We start from the raw sequence: 21,451 nt of genomic DNA, 5'->3' as shown, positions 1-21,451 counted from the left end.
CTCCTACAGACCCCCCTTATCGACTGGTGATTACCCATTCCCCTATCGGTTGGTCATTGACCACGTGCTTGACAACTATTTGGCGCGCCTTTTCGGGGTCCACATGATGATAGGTAACCTTGGGCTGTCCTGGTTTAATTACATCCACCAGCGGCTCGTATTCGCAAAGTCCGACGCAACCAGTCTGGGTAACGGTCACATCAGCCAGCTGCCGCTTGGCTAGCTCATCGAGAATTGCGCTCATGACTTCCCGAGCTCCAGCAGCAATACCACAAGTGCCCATGCCTACAACTACCTTGGTCTCCTTCATGCCTTCTCTGACCTTCATAGCTTCTTGGGCTTTCTGCCTCAGGTTTTCGAGGTCGGCCAAGGATTTCATCCGTCATGCACCTCCATATAAATGACCTATATTTTCCGCTAGGTAGCCCTTCAACCAATCCAGCACCGCTACATGGTTTAAAGGAACTGGGCCCAAGCGCCGCTTGACTTCCTCGCTGGAGAACTCAAAGCTCTTTCCGTCTACCCAGTGCCGATAGTACAACTTAACATCGGGCCGGCCCGCCAGAACTAGAAAGATGGTGGTAGCTATATCTCCCAGGGGGGCTCGATCCCAATGGCTATAGCGAAAAGTGGTTGTCACAATGGTCCCCTGCCAAGGCTTTGACTCAAGCACCAGTTTCCCTTCACAGCGCTCGCAAGCTGCCTTTAAAAGCGGCAACCCAAATCCAAACTTGCGGGTGCAACGCTTAGTGTAAAAAGCGTCCGCCGCGTGCTGCAGGGTATCCTCGTCCATACCGCGACCGTTGTCCCGGACTCGGAAGCAAAAGAGGTCCTGCTTGAGGTCTTCCCTAATTTCAATCTCCACCTGGGTAGCCCCAGCCTCTAAAGAATTCTCCACCAAATCAAGAATGTGAAGCGAAAGCTCGCGCATTGGCGCTCCTCAGTTCCTTATTTCCCCTTTATTCGTACCGACTCAGGATCTGGGGCAGTTTATCGGGTTTCAGCCGGGCATGCACGTCCTCATCTACCATCATTACCGGCCCTAGGCCACATGCTCCCAGACACCGCACCACCTCCAAAGAGAACCGGCGGTCTTCGGTGGTCTCGCCAGGTTTAATGCCCAATTCCTTTTCTAAGCGATCAATGACGTTGTTGGCCCCGCGCACATAACAGGCAGTACCTTTGCAGACCTTGAGTTGGTGCCTTCCCTTTGGATAGAGGGAGAAGAAAGTATAAAAGGTGGTAACCCCATAAACCTCACTAAGGGGTACGCCCAGCCCTTCCGCCACCCGCTCCTGAACTTCGTAGGGAAGATACCCAAACAACTCTTGGGCTTGGTGCAACACCTGGATTAAACCGCTAGGCTGCCCGCGGTATTGGTCAATAACCTGGTCCAACTTAGCAAAGAGCTCTTCTTCGCACTTGCAGCCGTTGGCTTCCACTCCCTAGTTCCTCCTTTCACCTACGCTGATAATAAACATCTCAATCCCATAAACACTTAGCCCTCCGCCAGTACCACCACCTTTCTTCCGTCATGGCCTCGGAGGGCTCTAATTATTTCGCTAAAGCTTATTTCTTCCATCATAAACACCGTTCGCCGGGGCAAGATTTCCTCCAGGCGATGGGCATCAGAGGAGCTAACCAGCGTGAACTTATTAAGTTCAGGATATCGACGCTTGGCTTCCTTTGGGCCCAGATGCCGAGATATCTCTACCGCATCTGGAGCTAGCTCCTCAGGTATAAACCCCAAGTTACTAATTAAGCTAAAGGATCGCCGATCGACATGGGCGGGAATAAATAGTCCCTTGAGATCTTTCACAATCGCCCGCACTTGGTCAACGCTCAAGTCAGTCGAGGTAAGAAGCAGCCGTTCCTCCCGGCCTATTACCTGCCCTTGGGCATCTACCTTTTCCTGCGGTCCAAAATACCTTTCATCGTTTAATCGATCCGGCAGGTGCCGATACACCACTTCCTCCAAAGCCTTGACTTCCCCAAGCCCCGGAAACAAGCACACGATGTGCACTTCTTCGCGAGTCTGTACTTCCATCCCTGGGAGCACGGTAATGCCATATTCTAAAGCTTTTCTCATGAAGGCTTCTACGTTTTGAGCGCTATTATGATCCGTAATGGCCAAGAGTCCTAGGCCCCTTCGGGCTGCCAATTCCAATAATGCCGGCGGGGTCATTTCCCTTTCGGCACAAGGCGAAAGCGCGCTGTGAATATGCAGATCAGCAGCCACCTCAAGAAGCATATCGATTTCTCCGTCAATCCAGCTCTATTTCGCCAACAGCTGGTAAAGCTGGCCCGCGGCCTCAAAGGTGGATAGCGACGTGGTTAGGACTGTTACCCCCTCGTCCCGGGCTTTAGCCAAAGTTTCCTCTGAAGGCTGGTGCCCCTCAGTTATAACCACCGCCGCCAGGTCCAAGAGGCTGGCCACCGCCACTACGTTGGGATGGCTCTGTAACGTAAACCAGATATTCCCCTGAGTGGCATGGCCCATAACTTCGCTCAATAAGTCTGAGCAATATCCACCCGTGATCCTGCGTCCCGGCCTACCAGCGTTTTTAACTTCCAAGTTAAGTGCTCTGACAAAATCCTCTACTACCATCCAGTTCACCTCACTTCCCCATGGCCGGAGGCAACTTCTGTGCCAGCTCCACCATTTCCTCGGCCAGTTCCTTTACCCGTTCCCGCAATTTAAAAACGCAATCAGTCTCTAGGGCATTGCCGCGAACGATATCTTCGGCCAGGGCCCGGCAATTAGGCGAGCCACACGAGCCACAATCCAAGCCAGGCAGATCCTCCACCGTTTTTTCCAACTGTTCCAGCTTAGCAATAGCCTTGCGGATATCCGGGTCTAAGCTCATCACCGGGCGCGGGCGAATCTCCCCCTTGAGATCCAGGAGGCCTTCCTTCCATAAACCGAGAAACTCCTCCCGCTTGATTCCTTCCTCGGGACGACCGATGGTATCGGCGATGCGCGCTAGCTGAACCCTGGACACAAAACGGTTTTGAGGCACCAGGGGACCACCAATGCAGCCGCCGATGCAAGCTTGAGCTTCAACGTAATCGATCCCTTTTAGGTCGTCCCCGCGCTCCATTTGCTCCAGGAGGCTAATGACGCTGTGAATCCCGTCCACTGCTAAAAAGGAGAACCTACTTTTTTGTCCTTGGTAGATGGCTCGGTTTTCCCCACCAGAATAGCCCCAGCCAATACCTAGACCGGTAGACTGCACCAGATCGTAGCGGTCCTGAGCTTCAGGTAGCGCTTTGAGCACCTCACCGTACACCGTAGACATGGAGATGGCCCCGTCCACATAAGTGCGATTGTCTCCAAACGGCTGCTTTACCGCTGTAACCTTGGCTGGACAAGGAGTAATAAAGAAAGCTCCGATCTCCTCCTCTGCTAGTCCCAGTTCTTGCACCTTAGCCCGCTTGGCCATCTTGGCTGCCGCTTCCATGGGCGAATCTACCGGGATGACATGATCGAGCAAAGTCGGAAAGCGCACTTGCATTAAGCGGATGACCGCTGGACAGGCCGAGGAAATCAGCGGTCGCTTCCCGCTCTCCCTGGCCAAGAACTCTTGTACGGCCACGGATACGGCTTCTGCGCCCCAGGCTACCTCATAAACGGTATCAAACCCCAGCTCCAAAAGCGCCCCCAAGATGCGGCCCAGAGAGACTTCCGGCTTGAACTGCCCGTAAAAAGACGGTGCCGGCAGCGCTACCCGATAGCGAAATCGGTTTAGACCCTCTAAGCTGTCAGTAACCGCTACCTTGGCATGGTTGGGGCAGGTCCTTATACACTCCCCACAATCGATGCAGCGCTGCTCAATGATGCGAGCCTTGCCTTCTCTAACCCGAATAGCCTCGGTTGGGCACTTCTTAATGCAGTTGGTACAACCTTTGCACTTGGATTCATCCAGCGTTACCGAGTGGAAATAGACTTCCATCGATTTTCACCGCCATGCGCTATGCTCGCGCCTCTAGGGGCTCGGCGTTAAAGATCGAAACCACCACCTGCGTGCCCTTCCCCACCTCCGAGCGAATGTCCAGGCGGTCCGCACACTTACGCATGTTGGGGAGGCCCATCCCAGCACCAAAACCCATTTCCAAAATCTCCCTCGGGGCGGTGGAGTACCCTTCCTGCATGGCCAATTCAATATCTGGAATTCCTGGGCCCCAATCCTCGGCCTCTATTTCTACCAGGCTAGGAGCAATTCGCGCCCGCATTACCCCGCCATGGGAATGGATAACGATATTCATCTCAGCCTCATACGCAGCTATCGCCGCCCGCCGGACCACCCCGGCCGGCATACCCGCCTGCTCGAGCGCCCTCTTGATCTGGCTAGCCACCCGTCCAGCCCGAACAAAATCCATGGCCGCCACGGGAAACTCAAGTTCCAGAAAGGCCTTATTGTTTCCGCTCATGGTCCAGCGTACCTCGCAAACCGGCCTGGTAGAGGAGCCCGCAACTATCAAAGAGGAGTTTTGGCGTCACCATCAAAGGGATTCCCTTTTCCTCCGCCAGCTTTACCAAATCCCGGCTAGGACGCTTGCCGCGGACAAAGACGATGGCAGTCACCTCAATAACCTCAGCCGCCCATATAACCTGAGGATTAGTTAAACCGGTAAGCAATAAGCTCCGGGGCCGAGCAAACGCCAAAGAGTCGCTTAACAGGTCACTCCCGAAGGCTACTTCGACACTAGCACCCAAATGCTCATGTCCACATAGGACCTCGGCCTCAAGAATTCTCTGTACCTCGGCTAGGGTCATGCATTCACCTCCTAGAGTTACCCGGCACCTCGCCCGCCTTGGAAAAACCATGTTAAGCATTACTTCAATTTTGTAAACTATACTTCAAAGATTGAAGTTTCTAAAATTCTTTTTTCCAAATTAAGCTTGAGCGAACAATCACAATCGCATTCCGAAAAACACGCTTTAGCAGGCGAGTAGGTAGCTTCAATATCTAACCGTAGCAAACCCCAACTTGGGGTGCTAGGCACAAAAAGGCTATTTTTATAGTTATTTTCGGCTATGTCGTACCATGGCCCTAGTCACCGCTATCGTTTAGGGCTATACTATTACCACCCGGCATACCTAGCCTCACCTGGAGGTGCTGCCATGAACATTCAAGTAAAAGTCCTTGGCCTTAAGGTGGAAAAAGAACTCGCTCAGGGTTTTACTTTTTCTAGTGAAGACGCTCACAACCTCACGGTTTCCCAGCTCGCCCAGCAGCTTGCTTATACATTTCCCCTTTTTGCTCAAAAATCCTTCTTGTCTGATGGCACTTTTCAGCCTTACCTACAAGTCCTGATTAATGGCCAAAACATCCGCCACGCTCAAGGCGCAGAAACCATTATCCCCGATGGGGCCAAAGTAATCTTTTTTACCTCCGTGGCTGGCGGTTGAGGGTTGGGTGCCAGCTATTTGCTGCAACAGCTTTCTCCGGCCCGAGTAGGCGACTGCACATAGCTTCCCGCTTTTTCCTCCTTCGCTCCGGCTGCTATTACCTCAGCAGCATCACGAGGTAATAGCAAGGAAAGAGCAAAGCCCAGAACCGGCAGCACGATGATGCACCACAACGCCACCGGCATGCCCCAGACGTCGGCTATCCGGCCCAGGACCGTAGCTCCAATGCCGCCGGTGCCGATGGCAAAACCCATCATCAAGCCAGAGGCAATCCCTAACAATTTGGGCATTAGCTCCTGACCAAAAACTACTGTCACCGAGTAAGTAGATACCAGCACAAAGCCAGCTATACCGCTGACCACCAGCATCCAAGCGCCTCGAGTATGGATGAGCAAGTAGAGCAAAGGCATCATTAACGCCAACGACAAAGCAATTACTGGTTTGCGCCCCAGGGAATCGGAAACCGGACCGCCTACCAGCGTACCAACTGCTCCACCAATTAAAAAGGCAGTTACTACCCTGCTAATAAAAGGTTGGCTTCCGCCTAAATAGTTCACGTACCATAGGGGTATGAAGTTCACTACCCCCATCTGTACCCAGGAGCGAATGGAGACCACTAAGACCAAAAGCATTACTGGTCGAGAAAAAAGCGTACTCCAAATCTCCCGGCCTGGAACCCGGGAATGATGCTTCAGCCCTTCGCCGGTAACCCGGACTATCCGGGGAAAACTAGCCCGCAAGCCCAAAGCCATGAGAGCGGAAGGTGCAATTACCCCCAACATCCCTGGTAGGCCAAACCAACCTATGAGCGCCGTAGCCAGAAGCGGTCCCAGACCAAAGCCCAGGTTGCCTCCTACATAAAAAATTGACATGGCCGAAGCCCGCCGAGGCCCGCCGATGAGGAAGGCTACCTTAGAAGCCTCCGGATGGAAGCTAGCTGCCCCTAGACCCGATAGCAATACCGCTAAAAGCAATACTGGGTAATTGGATGCAATTCCAGCTAAGCCAATACCCATCCCAGTTACTAATATCCCCAGTGGCATGATCCAGAGCATGGACCGGCGGTCGCTATAATAGCCAAACAACGGCTGAACAATCGATGAGCTGATCTGGGACGCCAGCACTATGGCACCGGTGGCAGTATAAGAGAGGCCTAAGCTTTTTTGCAACAAAGGGAGCATCAGAGGTAGAGCTCCCTGATTTAGATCCGTAAATAAGTGCCCCAGATTGAGCCAGAGCATGATTACCGCGTCCAGCAATTGCTGCGCCTCCTGCTATGTTCTCACTAGCTTATTACGCATTGGCCGCAGCTTTTCCTGCCACCGGTACTGACTTACTCGTTGGCATAACCTTCAGCTAATAGCTCAACAGGGTGAACCACCTCCTGGGCCATCCCTTCCAAGGCCATTCCCTCTAACAACTGGACCTTGCAAGCAGGGCAAGAGGTCGCTACTACCCGGGCTTCCGTCGCTCGGATATCATCAAGCTTCCTCCGGCGAATCTTGGCCGACCACGGGTAGTGCTCGATGGTGAACGTACCAGCCCCGCCGCAGCAAGCGCCAGGGTCGGCCATTTCTACCCACTCAACTCCATCGATGGCTTGAATTATCTGCCGGGGAGCGCGCAGGATCCCTTGCCCGCGCCGCAGGTGACAGGGATCATGATAAGTGACCCGCCGAGGACTCACCCGGGTAGGCTTAAGTTCCACAGCTTGGGTGAGGAACTCATTGATGTCGTAGACCAAGGAACTAAAGCGGCTAGCTTTTTCCTTCATTTCCTCGCTAGGCTCAAAAAGGCTGCTGTATTCCTTTTTTAGCTCCCGCCCGCAAGAACCGCAAGCGGTGACTATGGCATCCAGGGCTAGGTCCCCAAAGGCTTGAATATTCATCTCCGCCAACTGCTTAGCCTTGTCTAGGTCCCCGTAGGCGGTAAGCGGAGCGCCGCAGCAGGCCTGTTCCTTAGGAATCACTACTTCTATGCCGTGTCTTTTCAATACTTCCAGTACCGCCTGGCCCCAAGATGGATACACATAGTTAACCATGCAGCCCACAAAGAACCCCACCCGCAAGCGGGGATTGTCTACTTTGACGGTGCCAGAATGATCCCGTTTGAAAGTCCTTTTGGCCAACGAGGGCAGGCGCCGTGATTTGTCTATTAGCCCCAAAGGCAGCCGCTGCTTCATCATCCCTGCCCCCAGTCCAGTAAAAATAAGACCCTGTACCCTCGATCCGATGGCAGCCAAGCGATCCAACCGCCCGGGCTTGAGCAACAATTCTTCGAAGATCTTCTCCTTCAAAGGTACCAGCTGTTGTCCCTGCCGGTGCGCTGCCACCACCAGTTTATGCCGGATCATCTTTACCATATCAGCAATGGGAACATTTCGGGGGCACACCTCCTGGCAAGCCATGCAGGTAGTGCACTCATAGATTACCTCCTCGCTAGCCCAAAAATCGGCTACCGACCGGCTAAGACAGGTACCTATACTTCTGGGCCCGGGGTAGCTAGCCCCCTCATGGCCCAATAGGATTGGACACCGGCTTAGACAAAGACCACAGTTGAGGCACCGAGAAAACTCAACCATTTGCCGGCTTTCTTCTTCCCGGTATGGAAGTAGATTGGCATCTTGGTAAATGCTCATGAACTGCTCCAAGCCACTTGTCACATTACTCATCCCCTTTACCCCCGCCAACTACCCTCGCTGCCTCCTGTCCAGCCCAAGTACCAGTTACATAGGCTGCCCCCAAACCCCCGTCCGAAAGGCCAGCGCCCTGCACCAAGGCTCCAGCAGCAAATAGGTTACGGTACACCGGCTTGCGCCCCTCCCCTACTGGCCGGCAAAAACCATCCACCCTCACCCCAGCCCGCCATAAAGCTTGTTGGTCATGAGTGCCCTCCTGAATTAGCTGCCGCAAGGGCTTGCCATCCACCCGCTGACTGCCCATAAACACAGGTAGGCTAGCCAATGGTTCCAACAAAGCCTGGTCGGAACCGCCTAGCCCCCCGCCTACTAAGCCTCCAGTAGCCAAAACTGCCGCCTGAAATTGAACCTGTTCGAGCCGTCCCTCAACTTGGACCCAGGCCCCGCTTAAGGTTCCCTGGTTCCCATCTGAGGGCAATAGAGCCTCCACCTCGCCGCTGATTACGGGTATGCCTTCCCGGCCGAGTTGCATATCTAGGGCCTGCTGCCAACGAAACCCAGGTATGGAAGGGAGTGTAGCCAAGAGCTCGGCTACCCGGGCCCCAGTGACTTGCTGAATAGTAGCCTGTATTTCCCTTTCTCGCCTGAGTCCTAATACCGGCGGGAACAGCAAGGTAACCGCCCCATCCTTGAAGGCATGATCACCTAAAGCTTGGACCACCCGCTGAGCCAGAGCATAGGCTCGGTCTTTCTCCTCCAAGACCTGGGCAATTTCAGCCGCAGTAAGGGAGGCTTTGGAGTCAAGGCCGGGAACGACAATTCCTAAGGCTTTAATCTCTGGCAACTCGCCAGAACCCCGCAACTGACTCCGCAGGGCTTCAGCTACCACCCAAGAGTGAAAGTCGGCATATCCCTCTAGTTCTACCAATCCTACTAGTTTGGCTTTCCCCAACTCCTCCAGAGAAGCTCCTTGGCTAGAGCTGGAAACGAAATCCGCTAGGTGCACTTGCCCCCAGATATCAATAACGTGCCACTTTCTCCCCTCTCCCACGGCAACCAACTCCACCCCCACCTGGGCCAGGTCCCGTAGCCATTGCTGCTCCATGTCCTCATACTTGTAACCATCCGGAAAGTCGGCGGCCCCTGGCGCCATGGCCGTGGCCGCGTAACCCTTTCTTACCACCATCACTTCGGCACCGGCAGCCTTAGCAGCCCGGGCCGCAGCCCAACCGGCCATGCCTCCGCCAATAACCAGTACCTCAATTTGGCTGCTCCGCACGCCCATCACCTGCCTCCGGTTGGTTGGTAACCTGGGTCGAACGCGATGCCCAAGGCTCGTCCCAGACCTCTAAAGGAGCTGCCAGATCCTTCTTGCCAGCAAAATAAACCATAAAAGTAATTTCTTCCTGAGCCGCTTGTTTGCAGTCTAACAGGGCCCGCTTACCCTTCCAGCGCTCTGCCAAAAAACGATGGCGCTCAAGGGCCACTTCTTCCGCGCTTAGGCCAAGCTCTTCGCCCAGAATGGCTGCTACCTTGCCTATGCAGCCGCAACCCTGACAGGGCCCCATGCCCATTCGGGTACGGCGGCGAATATCATCTAAGCTGCGAGCCCATTCCTCATGGATAACATAGCGGATCTCGGCTTCCAGTACTGGCTCGCAAGTACAGACCTCAGAGCAACGGGTGGCACCATTGCCGTACGTTTCCAAAATGTAGCTGGCTAAGGTGCCATGGCGGCTAACTAGGCGGTTAACCGCCGCCACCCTGATTCCATACCTTCTGGCCATCTCCTTGATTTCTTCTTTGGTCAGCAACCGCTCCCCGCCGGGTAAGGGGATTTCTCGGGTTTTACAAGAGGCCTCTATCCCTAATTTCTTACATATTAGGTTAGTTGTATCCTCAGCCATTAATCGGTGAATCACCATTTTCCCGCCGCCAATGGTTATAAAGCCCGGCACGCCGTCTTCCTCGTGATCCCGCACCCGGTGGTCCCGGGTTACCTTTTCGGCTACCATTCCCGTCTCATAGAGCAACGGTCGCACTCCGGCCATGGACCGTATCACCCTGGCTTGCCTTAACTGGGGAACCAAGGTAGTGAAAGGCTCTAGTAGATACTCGATCTCTTCGAAGGTGGGGCGTGCTTCTATGGGGTCGCCATAAAAGTCGGTGTCGGTGCACCCGATCATGGTGGTGTTTTCGTGGGGCAGAAGTTCAATGTTACGCCCATCCACTGCCATCACGCTCAGCCCCACGCTGGTAATCCGGCGGTCCAAAAAAACATGCACCCCTTTGGAAGGGCGGAGCTTGAAGTCGGTGCCTGCCATTTTGGCTATTTTTGGTACCCAAGGGCCGCCAGCATTAACCACCAGCCGCCCGTAAAGCCTCTCTTTAGTTAACGAATACAAGTCCTTGACCTCTACTCCCACCACCCTGCCATTTTCCTTCAGTATTTGGGTAACCTCGGCGTGGTTGGTTATCCTGGCCCCATGGGCCGAAGCTGACTTGGCATTTAATAGGTTGAGCCGGAATACGTTTACTCCCCACTCATCCAGGGTAATGCCACCGTACGGCCCCGGAGCCAAGGAAGGTTCAAGCCTATGCATCTCCTGGCCTTCAAAACGAATGTGGGGTTTGCCATTTTTTAGGTGCTGGTATTGGTCGTAAACCCCCAAGAACTTATCAAAAACCTCCATCTGCTCGGGGCTAGACAACACCTGTAAAAATGGCACCGAAAAGCAAAGATGAGGAGCTATCCTTTGGATATGACCGCTTTCCTCGCAGGAGATGCGGGTGAGCTCGGGATTAGTAAGCAGGTAGCGCGGCCCCCCGTGCAAAAGCCCCATGCAGGTGCCGGTAGTACCAGAGGCAAAATCGTCCTTCTCCACCAGCGCCACCTTCAGCCCTCGCAAGGCACAGTCCCTAGCTACCCCGGTTCCAGTTATGCCCCCGCCAATGATGATTACGTCAAACGCGCTTCCATCCACCCAACTCAGCCCCTTCTGCATATCCCCAGGTACTTAAGCCCTACTTCAATCCTCGCGAATTCCATAGCCCTGGGCATGGGCCACGGCCCGCTTCCACTGGGCATAGAGCTCTTCTCGTTGCTCAGCGGCCATCTTGGGTTCAAAAACCCGATCGACCTTAAGCAGGCTTCTAATCTCCTCCAAGCCAGACCAATAGCCCACTGCCAGCCCCGCCAGGAAAGAGGCTCCCAATACCGAAGCTTCAAAATACTTGGGGCGCTGCACAGGAAAGCCCAGAATATCGGCTTGAAACTGCATCAGGAAGTTGTTACGAGCAGCTCCGCCATCGGCCTTCAGCACCTGCGGCGGCGCCGGCATATCTTCGGCCATGCATTCCACGATATCCCGGGTACGAAAGGCGATGGCCTCGAGACCAGCCCGGACAATATGCGCTTTGGTAGTCCCCCGGGTTATTCCCAGGATACAGGCCCGGGTTTCCGAATCCCAATATGGCACCCCCAGGCCCATAAACGCGGGTATGAGGTACACTCCTCCGGTATCCGGTACCGAGGCCGCCAACGCTTCCGATTGCTCCACCGAATCAATAATCCCTAGCCCATCCCGCAGCCATTGGATGGTGGCGCCCGCGGTGATGGTGGTGCCCTCAAATCCATAGAAGATTTGGCCATCCAATCCCCAAAGCACTATGGGGTAAGCCCCATGCACGGGAAAAACCGATTCGGTCCCAGCATTAGCATCCAGCATGCAGGCAGTGCCGTAAGTATTCTTGAACTCCCCTAATTCAAAACAGCCATGACCAAAAGTAGAGGCCTGCTGGTCTCCGGCTATGCCGGCGATAGGGATTTTGGCCCTCCAGAGCTCGGGGTCAGTATAACCGTAGATGGTAGAGGATTCTCTGATGGTAGGCAAGATGCTTTCAGGAACGCCAAAGAGCTCCAGCATGTCAGGTTGCCATTTGTTATTTACAAAATCGTACAAGCCGGAAACCGAGGCGTTGGAATACTCGGTGGCGTGAACTGCACCCCCTGTCAGTTTCCACAGGAGCCAGGAGTCAACCGTACCAAAGATAACGTCACCTTTATCTGCCCTGGGTTTGGCGTCAGCTACATGTTCGAGAATCCATTCAATCTTGGAGGAACACTGCAAAGGCGCTACCATTATGTACCCTTGTTGGTTCAGCTCTTTGCAGCGTTCCGCAGTGCGAATATCCTGCCAAACAATGGCGTTGTAAACCGGTTGTCCAGTATGCTTGTCCCAAAGAATAGTGGTGGTGCGTTGGTTAGTGATGCCAATGCCGGCAATATCTTGCGGCCGAACCTGCGTCTCTTTCAGCACTCCATTAATGACCTCTAGGGTAGTGCTCCAGATCACCAGCGGATCGTGCTCGAGCCACCCCGGCTGAGGATAGATCTGGGGAAATTCACGGTAGTTCCTGGCTATCATTTCCCCCTGCCGGTTAATTAAGACCGCCCTTACTCCAGTAGTACCCGCATCGATACCCAGAATCAATTGGTCTCCCATTTTTAGCCCTCCTCATCCGAACATGTGGTTTACTCTCCGCCGCCTGGCCCGCTGTTTCCCTGCTCCGTAACTCCTACGGAGCCACCTAAGGCCCCAACAACTGAACTAAATCAACCACCTTGATCCCTTGTCCTCCCCCCTCATTGGCTGTCGCCAGCATGTCATAACAATGGGGACAACTGGTCACCAGCAGCTCAGCTCCAGTGGCCAAATAGGTGGATAAGGCGTCCTGGCCCATCTGGTTGGCCAGGTGGGGCAGCAAAACATCGGTGGTGGTGTTGCCACCACAGCAGGGGGCACGCCGGTAGCTAAACGTGCCATCATCGCTACCCAATCCGTTGGGCAGCCCCTGTCGATGGGCCGGTTCCCGTACTTCATAACCCCAGGCCGCCAACAGTTGTCGCGGCTCAGCAAAGATACCTTGATAGCGGCCTAAGTAACATGGATCATGGTAAGTTACAGGTGTATCTGTCTTCTGAGGGCTCGTAGCAGTGATGCTCCCAGGATCGAGGCGGCCACCCCGAACTAGCTGGGCCAAGAATTCTACTAAGTTTAGGATTTGGGCATTGATGCTTATCCCCAGCGCTCGAGGGTAAAGGCTTTTTAGATTGTAAGCGCAAGACGGGCAACCCGTAACCACAGCCTCATAACTTCCGGAGTTTATGAAGGAAGCCACCTTTATGGCTTGCTGTTCAAACCCTTGGGTGTCGCCCAGCTGATATAGGGGGTGGCCGCAACAGACCTCTCCCTCCCACAAGGCCACGGCTACCTCAGCAGCATTGGCCAATCGCAGAGCGCTTACAGCAAATTCCGGGTGCAATGCCCAAGTGGCACAACCAGCATAGAAGAGAATTTTGGCCTCCCGGCTTACCAACTCTCGCATACGTTCTTGGGTTGCGGCTATTTCCGAGGCTTGCCGGTAAGGATTACCTTGTCGCTTTATTCTTTGCCCAAAAGCCATCCCTTCTTGAGGGCAAAGGCCCAGCGCCCAAGCTTTCTGTCTTTCTATCTCCAAGAAATCACTGATTGCTACCTCGGAGGCGCAATCTTCAAGGCAACGCCTACACCCTGCGCACAGGTATAAGGGCTCGACGTTGGCGGGGTTCCAATCCACCTGACCCTGCTCCAACAAGTAAGTTGACCATGCTTTCCCGGCTGGAGAAGCAGTCTGCCGGGCCAAGAAGCGGCTGGCGGGACAAGTAAACCGACACATATTGGGACAAAAGCTGCAGACAACCAGTTTTCGATCTAAGGCCATTTGAGCTACTCCTCCAAGAAACCAGTTTATTGGGCATCCCCTAATTGGATTTTTGTTGCCTGGCTATACCGCCTCACGAGGTACGGTACCCTCCGCTACTAACTTGCCGGGGTTCATAATCCCTTGCGGATCCAGGGCCGCTTTTACCTTGGTTAGGACAGTATAAGCCGAGCCCAGTTCACGCTTAAGCCAAGGGAGGCGAACCAGACCGACTCCATGGTGATGGCTGATAGTGCCGCCTACTCCTAGGCATGCTTCCATAGCTGCCGCCCAAAGTCGGTGGTACAGTTCAGTTCGACTGAGGTCCTGGCCCTGGGGGTCAGCTACAAAGGTAATATAAAGGTTGGTACCCTGCAGGTAGCTGTGCGAGCTATGGGCTGAAACTGCCAGAGTACCGGGTATCTTAGCCATAGCTGACAGTGTTTCCCGGTAAAGGCGCCCCACCCGATCCCAGGTAGCTGCCACCTCAATGGTATCAACTATTAGTCCCGCCGAAATCAATTCTGGGAGACCTTTGACTACGTTGCGTTCCTTTAGCCATCTGCGAACCAAATCTTGAGCCTCGGGCAATTCGATGCCACCCAAACTTTTCCCTACGCTTCTGGCCACTTCAGCTTCAGCCTGAGCTACCTTGGCATTACCTTCAAAGGTAAGAATCAAAAAGCTCTGCTTACTTATTCCGGTCGTCTGGTCGGGGTAGAAATGGCGGGCAGTTTCTACATCGTCGTACAGGCGAGCGACAGCAGGCCGTAAGCCTTCCCGCATCATTAGTCGCAAGGCTTCCAAGCCCCGTTCAAAATGATCAAACGCAAGCGCTAGCGGGATCCTAGCCGCAGGAAGAGGTTGGACCAGCAAAGTGATCTCGGTAATTATCCCCAGAGTACCTTCGGCACCTATGAACAGTTGCTTCAGATCGGGACCCGCTGCCGACCTAGCTGATCTCTCCTTGGTGCGAATGACTTCCCCGGTAGGCAGCACCACTTCTAAACCTACGACCAAGCTATCTATATTGCCGTAGCGGGTGGAAAGCTGTCCTGCCGCCCGAGTAGAGACCCATCCCCCCACGGTCGAGCAAGTAATGGATTGGGGGAAATGGCCCAAGGTATATCCATGGGCGTTGAGCCACTCTTCTAGTTCCTGCCCAATACACCCAGGTCCTACCCGCAGCAACAGAGAAGTTTCATCAAGCTCATAGATCTGGTTCAACAGCTTGGTATCAATTACGATGCCCTGCGGGCTAGGTATTGCTCCCCCGCAAACCCCTGAACCACCCCCAAAGGGAGTAACAGCTACGCCGCAAGAAAAAGCCCACTCCATTACGGCTTGAACTTCTTTGGTATCCTTAGGAAGGACCACCGCCTGGGGTAACTGGGAAGAAAAAGAGTGGTCAGTCAAGCCATCCAGGCATTGCATAGCTGACAACGGCCAGCTATCACGTAAATAGGCCCACAAATCTACGGAGTTAGTGAGGACTCGTTCAGCCGGGATAATGCTTTTCAGATTATCGATACTGACAGCTATCATGTTCGACCTCCTGGGCCCTGCTGCACCGGCAATTAAGCCTGCAGGCAAATATACTGTAAAATCAATCCTAACCCTTTGCACCGAACAAACACAGGACTACCATTGTACAGTGGCCAATCTTTTGTACAATTTACCTAAGAAGTTCAAGTTCCTGCTAACTACCCACCCCTCAACCATGGATTTCTTGATCTCAGATTCGCCAAGCTAGGGAAATTTCCTTCCCTATGCTAGAATTCGGCTATCTCTTGCCCTTCAACTACCTTCTTTTGAACCGTTTCCACGTAGCGCGGGTCGATTAGCCGCCGGAAGATGCGCTGCACCAGATGATTTTCTCGACTGGCCACAATTACAGCCTGGGCATGCTTTTTGGCCGCCTCCTGTCCCTGGCTGCTTAATGGCAAAACCGTAAAGCCCTCCAAAAAGGGTAGGCTAAGGGAAAGGCCTTGGGAAAAAGGAAGGGTAATATCCAGGTTCCAAAGGGTAGCATCAATCTCCCCTTTGATGAGCTTCTCCAGCGACTGAAGATAACTTAGCTCGACCAATTCCACATCTTTTCCCTGCGACTCAGAGAGAGTAAGGTAGTATTGATCCACCGAGTTAGGATCCACCCCTACTCTCATACCATCCTCAATGCCCTTGGCGCCCGAGTGCCTTATCAATAGCGCATAATCGCTGACTAAAGTTCCGGGTGCCAGCTCCATCACCACTTCTACGCCCGGGAAATCCTTACCTACCAGCTCCAGGGTAAGGGCGGAAATGACGGCAAAATCGTAGCGGTCGATCTCTAAAGCCTCGAGCCTTTTGGCCGACCCACCCATGTGAGCTAGATTAAAAGGAATCCCTGCCTCCTTAAAGGCCCGGCTTAAACCAGTGGCCAAGCCCAGATACCGCCGGGTGTAAGGAAGGGGCATTACTCCCAAGAGCGTAGGTGAAGCCGTGAACTCCCAAAGGCGGCGGTGATTGATTTCGGCAATAAAGGTGCCTAGATGGCCACGAGAATAGAGCTTGACAGCACCGCTATCCTCCAGTTGGCGCAAAGCGGTCTGGATGGTACCGCGGCCAGTATGCAGGCGCTCCGCATATTCGCTCACAGGTAGAATACGGTCGCCTTCCTTGGCAGTAAGCAGCTCTCCGGCGATCTCTCGGATCACCATCCCGTTTTTGGTCACAAATTGGCTGTTAGCTAAGGCCATTGTCAGGTACCCCCTGCTGAAACCTTGATAGCACCGCCGTCATTATACCACATTCAGTAGAATCATCGCCAAAGAATCTGGAAAATTTAGCTTCTGGAAAATTATTTCCTCTGCACCAGTCCTCCGCTTAGGATGACAAAGATGGGGTCGATCAAGCTTTCCAGCTCATACTTACGATCGGAGAGCACCCAGCAGGTGACCGCTTCATCAATAGCACCAAAGATAACCTTGCGAGCAACCCGGGGATCAATAGCAGCAGATACTGAACCCTCCTTCTGCCCTTCCATTACTATTCTCTCAATTACCCGAAAGTACTGGCGCAGAGGCTCGGAGATTCCCAAGCGGATGCTGGCATCGGGCTGACGAAGTTCGATTTGGGTAACGATGGCTCGATTCACATCTTGCCCTAGTACCCGCAAATGAGCGGCAATAAGAGCGCGCAGTTTCTCAGGGAAACCTTCCGCCTCGTTAACAAACCGCTCCACCCGGCTTACAAAAAGCCCCATCATCTCGGAGAACAAGGATATGAGGATATCTTCCTTGTTCTTAAAATAAAGGTAAACCGTCCCATCAGCCACGCCGGCTTCGCGGGCGATCCGAGAAACCTGCGCCCGATGAAATCCCACCTCAGCGAAGACTTTAAGCGCTGCCTCTAGGATAGCATCGTATTTCTCCCCTCGGCGCAACGGCATAATCCCACCCCTGATCCCTAATGAATGAATATTCATTCATGAGTAGCATACCCTCTTCCCCTGCTGACGTCAAGTAGGGCCAGAAGTGGAACTAAACGCTTCCCGGAACCGGCCACTTGTGCAGACGAAATCCCTTCAATCCTGGCGGCGGTGAGCTTAGCCCACCGCCGCCTGAAAAGCGGAATGGATGGCATCTCCCACATCCCGCGGCTCAACACAATCGCCTACCGCTACTACTTCCGGAGCTGTGCCTTCCAAGGCTTTGACTAAGTCTTTTTGGGATGCCATACCTACTGCCACTACCACCGTATCGGCTTCCAGCTGATGGCGCTCCCAATTACGGTCAATTACCACCACCCCGTTCGGGGTTATTTCCTCCAGCTTAACCTGAGTGCGTACGGTTACCGGCAAGGAAGCCAGCATCTCATTCAAGGTCTTTTGAGTTAAGGGTTCAACATCGAAGGCGATGCGATCAAGCATCTCCACAATGGTCACTCGCTTGCCTGCCCGACCCAGCATTAAAGCGGTTTCACATCCCATGATACCGCCGCCGACAATTACTACCCGCTGTCCTACTTGAGCCCGGCCAAGGTACACTTCAGTTGCATGTACCACATGGGCTAAATCCGCCCCCCGGACCGCCGGCCGCACTGGTACTGATCCGGCAGCAATGATTAAGCGATCTGGTTTTTCGCTAGCTACGGTTTCTGCCGTTACCTCCGTCCCCATTACCACCCGAATACCAGCTTCATGGACCTGCCTTACCAAATAATCCTTAAAGCGGCGCAGGTCCCCCTTGAACTCAGGAGCGCTGGCGGTGTTGAGCAGACCGCCCAACTGTTGTTCCTTTTCATAAAGCACCACCTCGTGGCCACGCTGGGCTGACACCAAGGCGGCCTCCATTCCTGCCGGACCTCCTCCCACCACCATTACCTTCTTCGGGACTGGTGCGATAGGTATTTCTCCATAGGACTCCTCGCGACCGCAAGCGGGATTTACAGCGCAGCGCATGGTCCAGCCTTTAAAGAAGCGGTTAATACAGCCTTCGTTGCACCGGAGACAAGCCCGGATATCCTCAAACCGACCTTCCTGCGCCTTCTTGGGCAGATAGGGATCAGCAATCAGGGCCCGACCCATGGCCACCATATCCGCCTTGCCTTCGGCAATGATCTGCTCAGCTTGCTGAGGTTCGCTTATGCCCCCGACAGCAATCACTGGCACCGAAACCACGCTTTTGATGCCTGCTGCCAAGTGAACAAAGAATCCATGCGGATAATAAGTGGGAGGAACAAAGCGGTTGATGGTAGCAAAATTACCGGAGGAAACGTGGATAACATCCACCCCGGCTTGTTCCAGCATGACGGAAAATTGCTTGGTTTCCTCCAGCGTTAGCCCTCCGGGTACCCACTCGTCCCCGCTCAGGCGGTAAAAGATAGGGAATTCCGGCCCTACGGCAGAGCGCACCCGTCGCACGGTCTCCAAGGGCATCCGGGCTCTTCCAGCCAAGTCTCCCCCATATAGGTCATTGCGGTGGTTACTAAAGGGAGAAAGGAACTGACATAACAAATATCCGTGGGCCCCATGCAGCTCCACCCCATCGAATCCCGCATCCCGGGCTCGCCGGGCTGCTTCGGCAAAGGCATCCATGATTTCTTCAATCTCATCGATGTCCAATTCACGGCACAAGTTGGGCTTGCCGCCTTCAGAAAGTAAGGGATCAGGGATGGCCGAAGGAGCTACTGGCATGAGCCCCCCAATGGTGCCGGGAACAGTTTGTCGGCCACCGTGAGCAATTTGAAGTACTACCTTAGCCCCGTAGCTATGAAGCGCTTCGACCAGCTCGTGCAAGCCCGTAACCATATGATTGTTTTGGACTCCGAGCTGGCATATAGCCGCCTTGCTTTCCATCTCGTCTATGTAACTGTACTCAATTATAATTAGCCCTACCCCCCCTTTGGCTCTCTCAGTATAATAGGCAATTAACTCCCGCGTCACCGACCCGTCGGGGCGCGATAACCTAGAGCTCATGGGCGGCATAACTAAGCGGTTCTTGATCTCCATAGTTTTGATGGTTATAGGGCTAAAGAGATGCTGCAACCTGCATTCCTCCTCAAACCATAATTTCATTGCTTGGGTCTTCCTACTGCTTCTTCCTATTAGTATCCCTGAGCCAAAAAAAATAATCCGCCGGTTTAGCTGCAACTAAACCAGCGGATGCATCAAGCAAAAGCCAATGACCAGCTGCCCTCCGGGCAAACTTTCCTTATCCAGCTCAACCAAAGCTAAAGCCCGAGCCAGAAGAACCCCCGCAGCTAGAGGTAGGGGATCCGGGCGACCCGGTCCGGGCAAATTGCACACCGGTAAGCAACTGGCTAAGATCGCTACTTCCGCACTTGGGGCAACGAACGTCTTTTCTCCCGTTGATGGATGTGACCACTTCGAACTTCTCGCCGCATTGTTTGCATCTAAAATCATAGGCAGGCACGCCTCATCACCCCGCTCTTTTTTAATGCTTAGCCCTGGCTTTTACGATTTTACTATAGGTAAACTACGCAAATCAACGGGTATTGAGTAAAAAATCACCGGGAACTCCAGAACTTGATACAGTACGCTGATCTGTGCAAATATCGCTATTTATTGACATGGGTATTTTTGTAAGCTAACATATAGAATTGGTTAGGGCAAATCTTCATTACTTGAAAGGAGGGGTATCTCGAGCTAGCTCCAACGATCACTCTTTTGTCTCTCGGTTTTACAGGGTACTAGTTTATGGCGTGCTTTTCGGTTTTCGAGGGAGGGAAAAAATGTTCGGGTTTGCACGGAGAAGAACTAGGTCACCAGGTTTTTGGCCAGCCGCAGTGGTATTGACAGTGCTACTTACTTTTGTTTGGGCTTCGACAGCCCTAGCTTTCTCCATAGAGAATCCTATACCCGCGCCCTTAAACAGGCTCCTGGACCTGAAAAAGTTGAAGGTGGACCTTTTCCGCGACACATCTGAGTACTTCGCCGTCGGGGACATCGAGCTAGGCCTACAAATCCCCATCCTAGGAGTCAATGTAGACACTGATGTCAACATTGGCAAATTCGACAAATCCAAGCCGCCTCAACCACCTGGCAATGGCACCCAGCCGCCTAGCAATGGCGGTAACGGTGGAACCGAGCCACCTGGCAACGGCGGTAACGGTGGAACCCAGACACCTGGCAGCGGAGGCGGCAGTGGAGAGTATGGTTCAGGTGGCGGTGAACCGGCCCCTGCCCCTGGCACTACCCAGCCTCCCGTAGGCCGTCCACCTCAGCCAGTTAAGGCCCAACCTACTTATACCGGCTAAAAGAAAGTTAGCAACCGAAAAGCAACAAGTGAGGGCCCTAGGTGTACCATATTCCGCCACCTAGGGCCCATTTGCCAATCCCCATCCACCCTCTACCCCCGTCCCCCACCCGCTTGGGCACACTTGCCAATCCCCATCCACCCTCTACCCCCGTCCCCCACCCGCTTGGGCACACTTGCTTAGGGACCGGCACCCTGGCACCGCCCCAATTGCTTAGTCTTATCCAATCGTCCGGCTTGACCGCTCGGAGCCCTGTTCTCAGTAATGGATCTTGACCGGCGTGCCCAAGGGGATCATCTTCGCCAACTCTTCTATGTCGTGATTGTAGAGACGGATACAGCCATGGGTCACCGCTCGTCCGATGGCCTTAGGGTCGCCGGTGCCATGGATCCCAGTCTGGCCACCATCTTTCCAATTGATAAGCTCTTCGGAAAAGCCGCTTAAGCCAAAAGCGTAAGGACCATAGACGGTGTACTTGTTCGGCGCCTCCAGCAGCTCAACTATGTAAAAATCACCTGTAGGGGTAGGCGTACTGGGACGACCACGAGCGATGGGATACTCCTTGTATTTCTGCCCTCGCCGGTAGACTGTCAGCCGAAAATCGGAAAGGTCAACGTCCAACGCGTATTCAGTCCGATAAAGAGAAACCGAGGCCCCCGGTATCCACCCGGTGGTATGTTTAGGACGCACCGGCAGAAGTACCTGGTACCACCACTGCCCCTCCGCTTCCTTTTCTCCCACTACTAAGAAGACCTGCTCTACGCCATGGCGGTTGCGCCGGGGAAATCTATGGGTCACCCTACTGCTTTTGGAACTATCAGCGTAAATGAAAACCGGATCCGCGGAAGCCTTGGCTACCAAGTAGGTTTGCTCAGCCCTAGCTTGAGCATAATAACCTG

The 21,451-nt window shown here is 53.7% G+C and carries 22 protein-coding genes; 2 read left to right on the top strand and 20 right to left on the bottom strand.

The features are described from left to right. Positions 1-16: 16 nt before the first annotated feature. Genes H5U02_05845 through H5U02_05810 form a run of 8 tightly spaced genes read right to left on the bottom strand, consistent with a single transcriptional unit; the run spans position 17 to position 4,777 of the window. Positions 17-379: a (2Fe-2S) ferredoxin domain-containing protein gene (locus H5U02_05845; protein MBC7341953.1), complete on the bottom strand. Its 363-nt coding sequence runs from the start codon at positions 377-379 to the stop codon at positions 17-19. A 3-nt stretch (positions 380-382) separates the two neighbouring features. Next, positions 383-931 carry an ATP-binding protein gene (locus H5U02_05840; protein ID MBC7341952.1) on the bottom strand — a complete coding sequence of 183 codons (549 nt, stop codon included), beginning with the start codon at positions 929-931 and terminating at the stop codon, positions 383-385. A 28-nt stretch (positions 932-959) separates the two neighbouring features. After that, positions 960-1,442, bottom strand: coding sequence for an NADH-quinone oxidoreductase subunit NuoE (nuoE, locus tag H5U02_05835; protein ID MBC7341951.1), 483 nt, complete (start codon positions 1,440-1,442; stop codon positions 960-962). Positions 1,443-1,498: 56 nt separating this feature from the next. After that, positions 1,499-2,251, bottom strand: coding sequence for a PHP domain-containing protein (locus H5U02_05830; GenBank protein MBC7341950.1), 753 nt, complete (start codon positions 2,249-2,251; stop codon positions 1,499-1,501). A gap of 24 nt (positions 2,252-2,275) precedes the next feature. Further along, on the bottom strand, positions 2,276-2,608 hold the full coding sequence (locus H5U02_05825; protein MBC7341949.1) for a serine kinase: 333 nt from the start codon (positions 2,606-2,608) through the stop codon (positions 2,276-2,278). A 10-nt stretch (positions 2,609-2,618) separates the two neighbouring features. After that, on the bottom strand, positions 2,619-3,953 hold the full coding sequence (locus H5U02_05820) for a 4Fe-4S binding protein (GenBank protein ID MBC7341948.1): 1,335 nt from the start codon (positions 3,951-3,953) through the stop codon (positions 2,619-2,621). 19 nt (positions 3,954-3,972) lie between these two features. After that, complete coding sequence (locus H5U02_05815) at positions 3,973-4,431, bottom strand: ATP-binding protein (protein ID MBC7341947.1); 459 nt, start codon at positions 4,429-4,431, stop codon at positions 3,973-3,975. Next, positions 4,415-4,777 carry a transcriptional regulator gene (locus H5U02_05810; GenBank protein ID MBC7341946.1) on the bottom strand — a complete coding sequence of 121 codons (363 nt, stop codon included), beginning with the start codon at positions 4,775-4,777 and terminating at the stop codon, positions 4,415-4,417. Before H5U02_05810 ends, H5U02_05815 begins: the two co-directional genes overlap by 17 nt. 348 nt (positions 4,778-5,125) lie before the next feature. Between H5U02_05810 and H5U02_05805 the strand changes: the two genes are divergently transcribed. Then, positions 5,126-5,413 carry a MoaD/ThiS family protein gene (locus tag H5U02_05805; protein ID MBC7341945.1) on the top strand — a complete coding sequence of 96 codons (288 nt, stop codon included), beginning with the start codon at positions 5,126-5,128 and terminating at the stop codon, positions 5,411-5,413. Between the two features lie 14 nt (positions 5,414-5,427). On the opposite strand, the gene H5U02_05800 is transcribed toward H5U02_05805, so the two are convergent. From H5U02_05800 to H5U02_05750, 11 genes are all read right to left on the bottom strand, one after another. Further along, a complete protein-coding gene (locus H5U02_05800; protein MBC7341944.1) occupies positions 5,428-6,672 on the bottom strand; it encodes an MFS transporter in 1,245 nt (414 codons plus the stop codon). 74 nt (positions 6,673-6,746) lie between these two features. Further along, positions 6,747-8,084, bottom strand: a complete 1,338-nt coding sequence (locus tag H5U02_05795; protein MBC7341943.1) for a (Fe-S)-binding protein — start codon at positions 8,082-8,084, stop codon at positions 6,747-6,749. Further along, positions 8,077-9,336, bottom strand: coding sequence for an FAD-binding protein (locus H5U02_05790; protein ID MBC7341942.1), 1,260 nt, complete (start codon positions 9,334-9,336; stop codon positions 8,077-8,079). Before H5U02_05790 ends, H5U02_05795 begins: the two co-directional genes overlap by 8 nt. After that, the gene (locus H5U02_05785) at positions 9,311-11,035 is read right to left on the bottom strand and encodes an FAD-dependent oxidoreductase (GenBank protein MBC7341941.1); all 1,725 of its coding nucleotides are present in this window, start codon (positions 11,033-11,035) and stop codon (positions 9,311-9,313) included. The genes H5U02_05790 and H5U02_05785 overlap by 26 nt, the downstream gene beginning before the upstream one ends. Before the next feature lie 45 nt (positions 11,036-11,080). Further along, complete coding sequence (locus H5U02_05780) at positions 11,081-12,556, bottom strand: glycerol kinase (protein ID MBC7341940.1); 1,476 nt, start codon at positions 12,554-12,556, stop codon at positions 11,081-11,083. A gap of 85 nt (positions 12,557-12,641) precedes the next feature. Beyond that, positions 12,642-13,814, bottom strand: a complete 1,173-nt coding sequence (locus H5U02_05775) for a (Fe-S)-binding protein (protein MBC7341939.1) — start codon at positions 13,812-13,814, stop codon at positions 12,642-12,644. A 63-nt stretch (positions 13,815-13,877) separates the two neighbouring features. Further along, positions 13,878-15,338, bottom strand: a complete 1,461-nt coding sequence (locus H5U02_05770; GenBank protein MBC7341938.1) for an FAD-binding oxidoreductase — start codon at positions 15,336-15,338, stop codon at positions 13,878-13,880. A gap of 227 nt (positions 15,339-15,565) precedes the next feature. Continuing rightward, complete coding sequence (locus H5U02_05765) at positions 15,566-16,531, bottom strand: hypothetical protein (GenBank protein ID MBC7341937.1); 966 nt, start codon at positions 16,529-16,531, stop codon at positions 15,566-15,568. A gap of 101 nt (positions 16,532-16,632) precedes the next feature. Further along, positions 16,633-17,223: a TetR/AcrR family transcriptional regulator gene (locus tag H5U02_05760; protein MBC7341936.1), complete on the bottom strand. Its 591-nt coding sequence runs from the start codon at positions 17,221-17,223 to the stop codon at positions 16,633-16,635. A gap of 156 nt (positions 17,224-17,379) precedes the next feature. After that, positions 17,380-19,350: an FAD-dependent oxidoreductase gene (locus H5U02_05755; protein ID MBC7341935.1), complete on the bottom strand. Its 1,971-nt coding sequence runs from the start codon at positions 19,348-19,350 to the stop codon at positions 17,380-17,382. Between the two features lie 145 nt (positions 19,351-19,495). After that, on the bottom strand, positions 19,496-19,708 hold the full coding sequence (locus tag H5U02_05750) for a zinc ribbon domain-containing protein (protein MBC7341934.1): 213 nt from the start codon (positions 19,706-19,708) through the stop codon (positions 19,496-19,498). Positions 19,709-20,027: 319 nt separating this feature from the next. On the opposite strand from H5U02_05750, the gene H5U02_05745 reads away from it, so the two are divergent. Continuing rightward, entirely contained in the window at positions 20,028-20,552 is a 525-nt protein-coding gene (locus H5U02_05745; GenBank protein MBC7341933.1) for a hypothetical protein, read from the top strand. A gap of 258 nt (positions 20,553-20,810) precedes the next feature. Here the strand turns inward: H5U02_05745 and H5U02_05740 are convergent. After that, on the bottom strand, positions 20,811-21,451 hold a 641-nt coding region (locus H5U02_05740), incomplete at its 5' end, for a L,D-transpeptidase (GenBank protein ID MBC7341932.1).

The sequence above is a fragment of the Clostridia bacterium genome, from assembly GCA_014360065.1.
Taxonomy (GTDB): Bacteria; Bacillota; DSM-521; order Neomoorellales; family JACIYF01; genus JACIYF01.
Note: the sequence above shows the minus strand (reverse complement) of the source record. Positions and strands in the feature narration are given on the sequence as shown.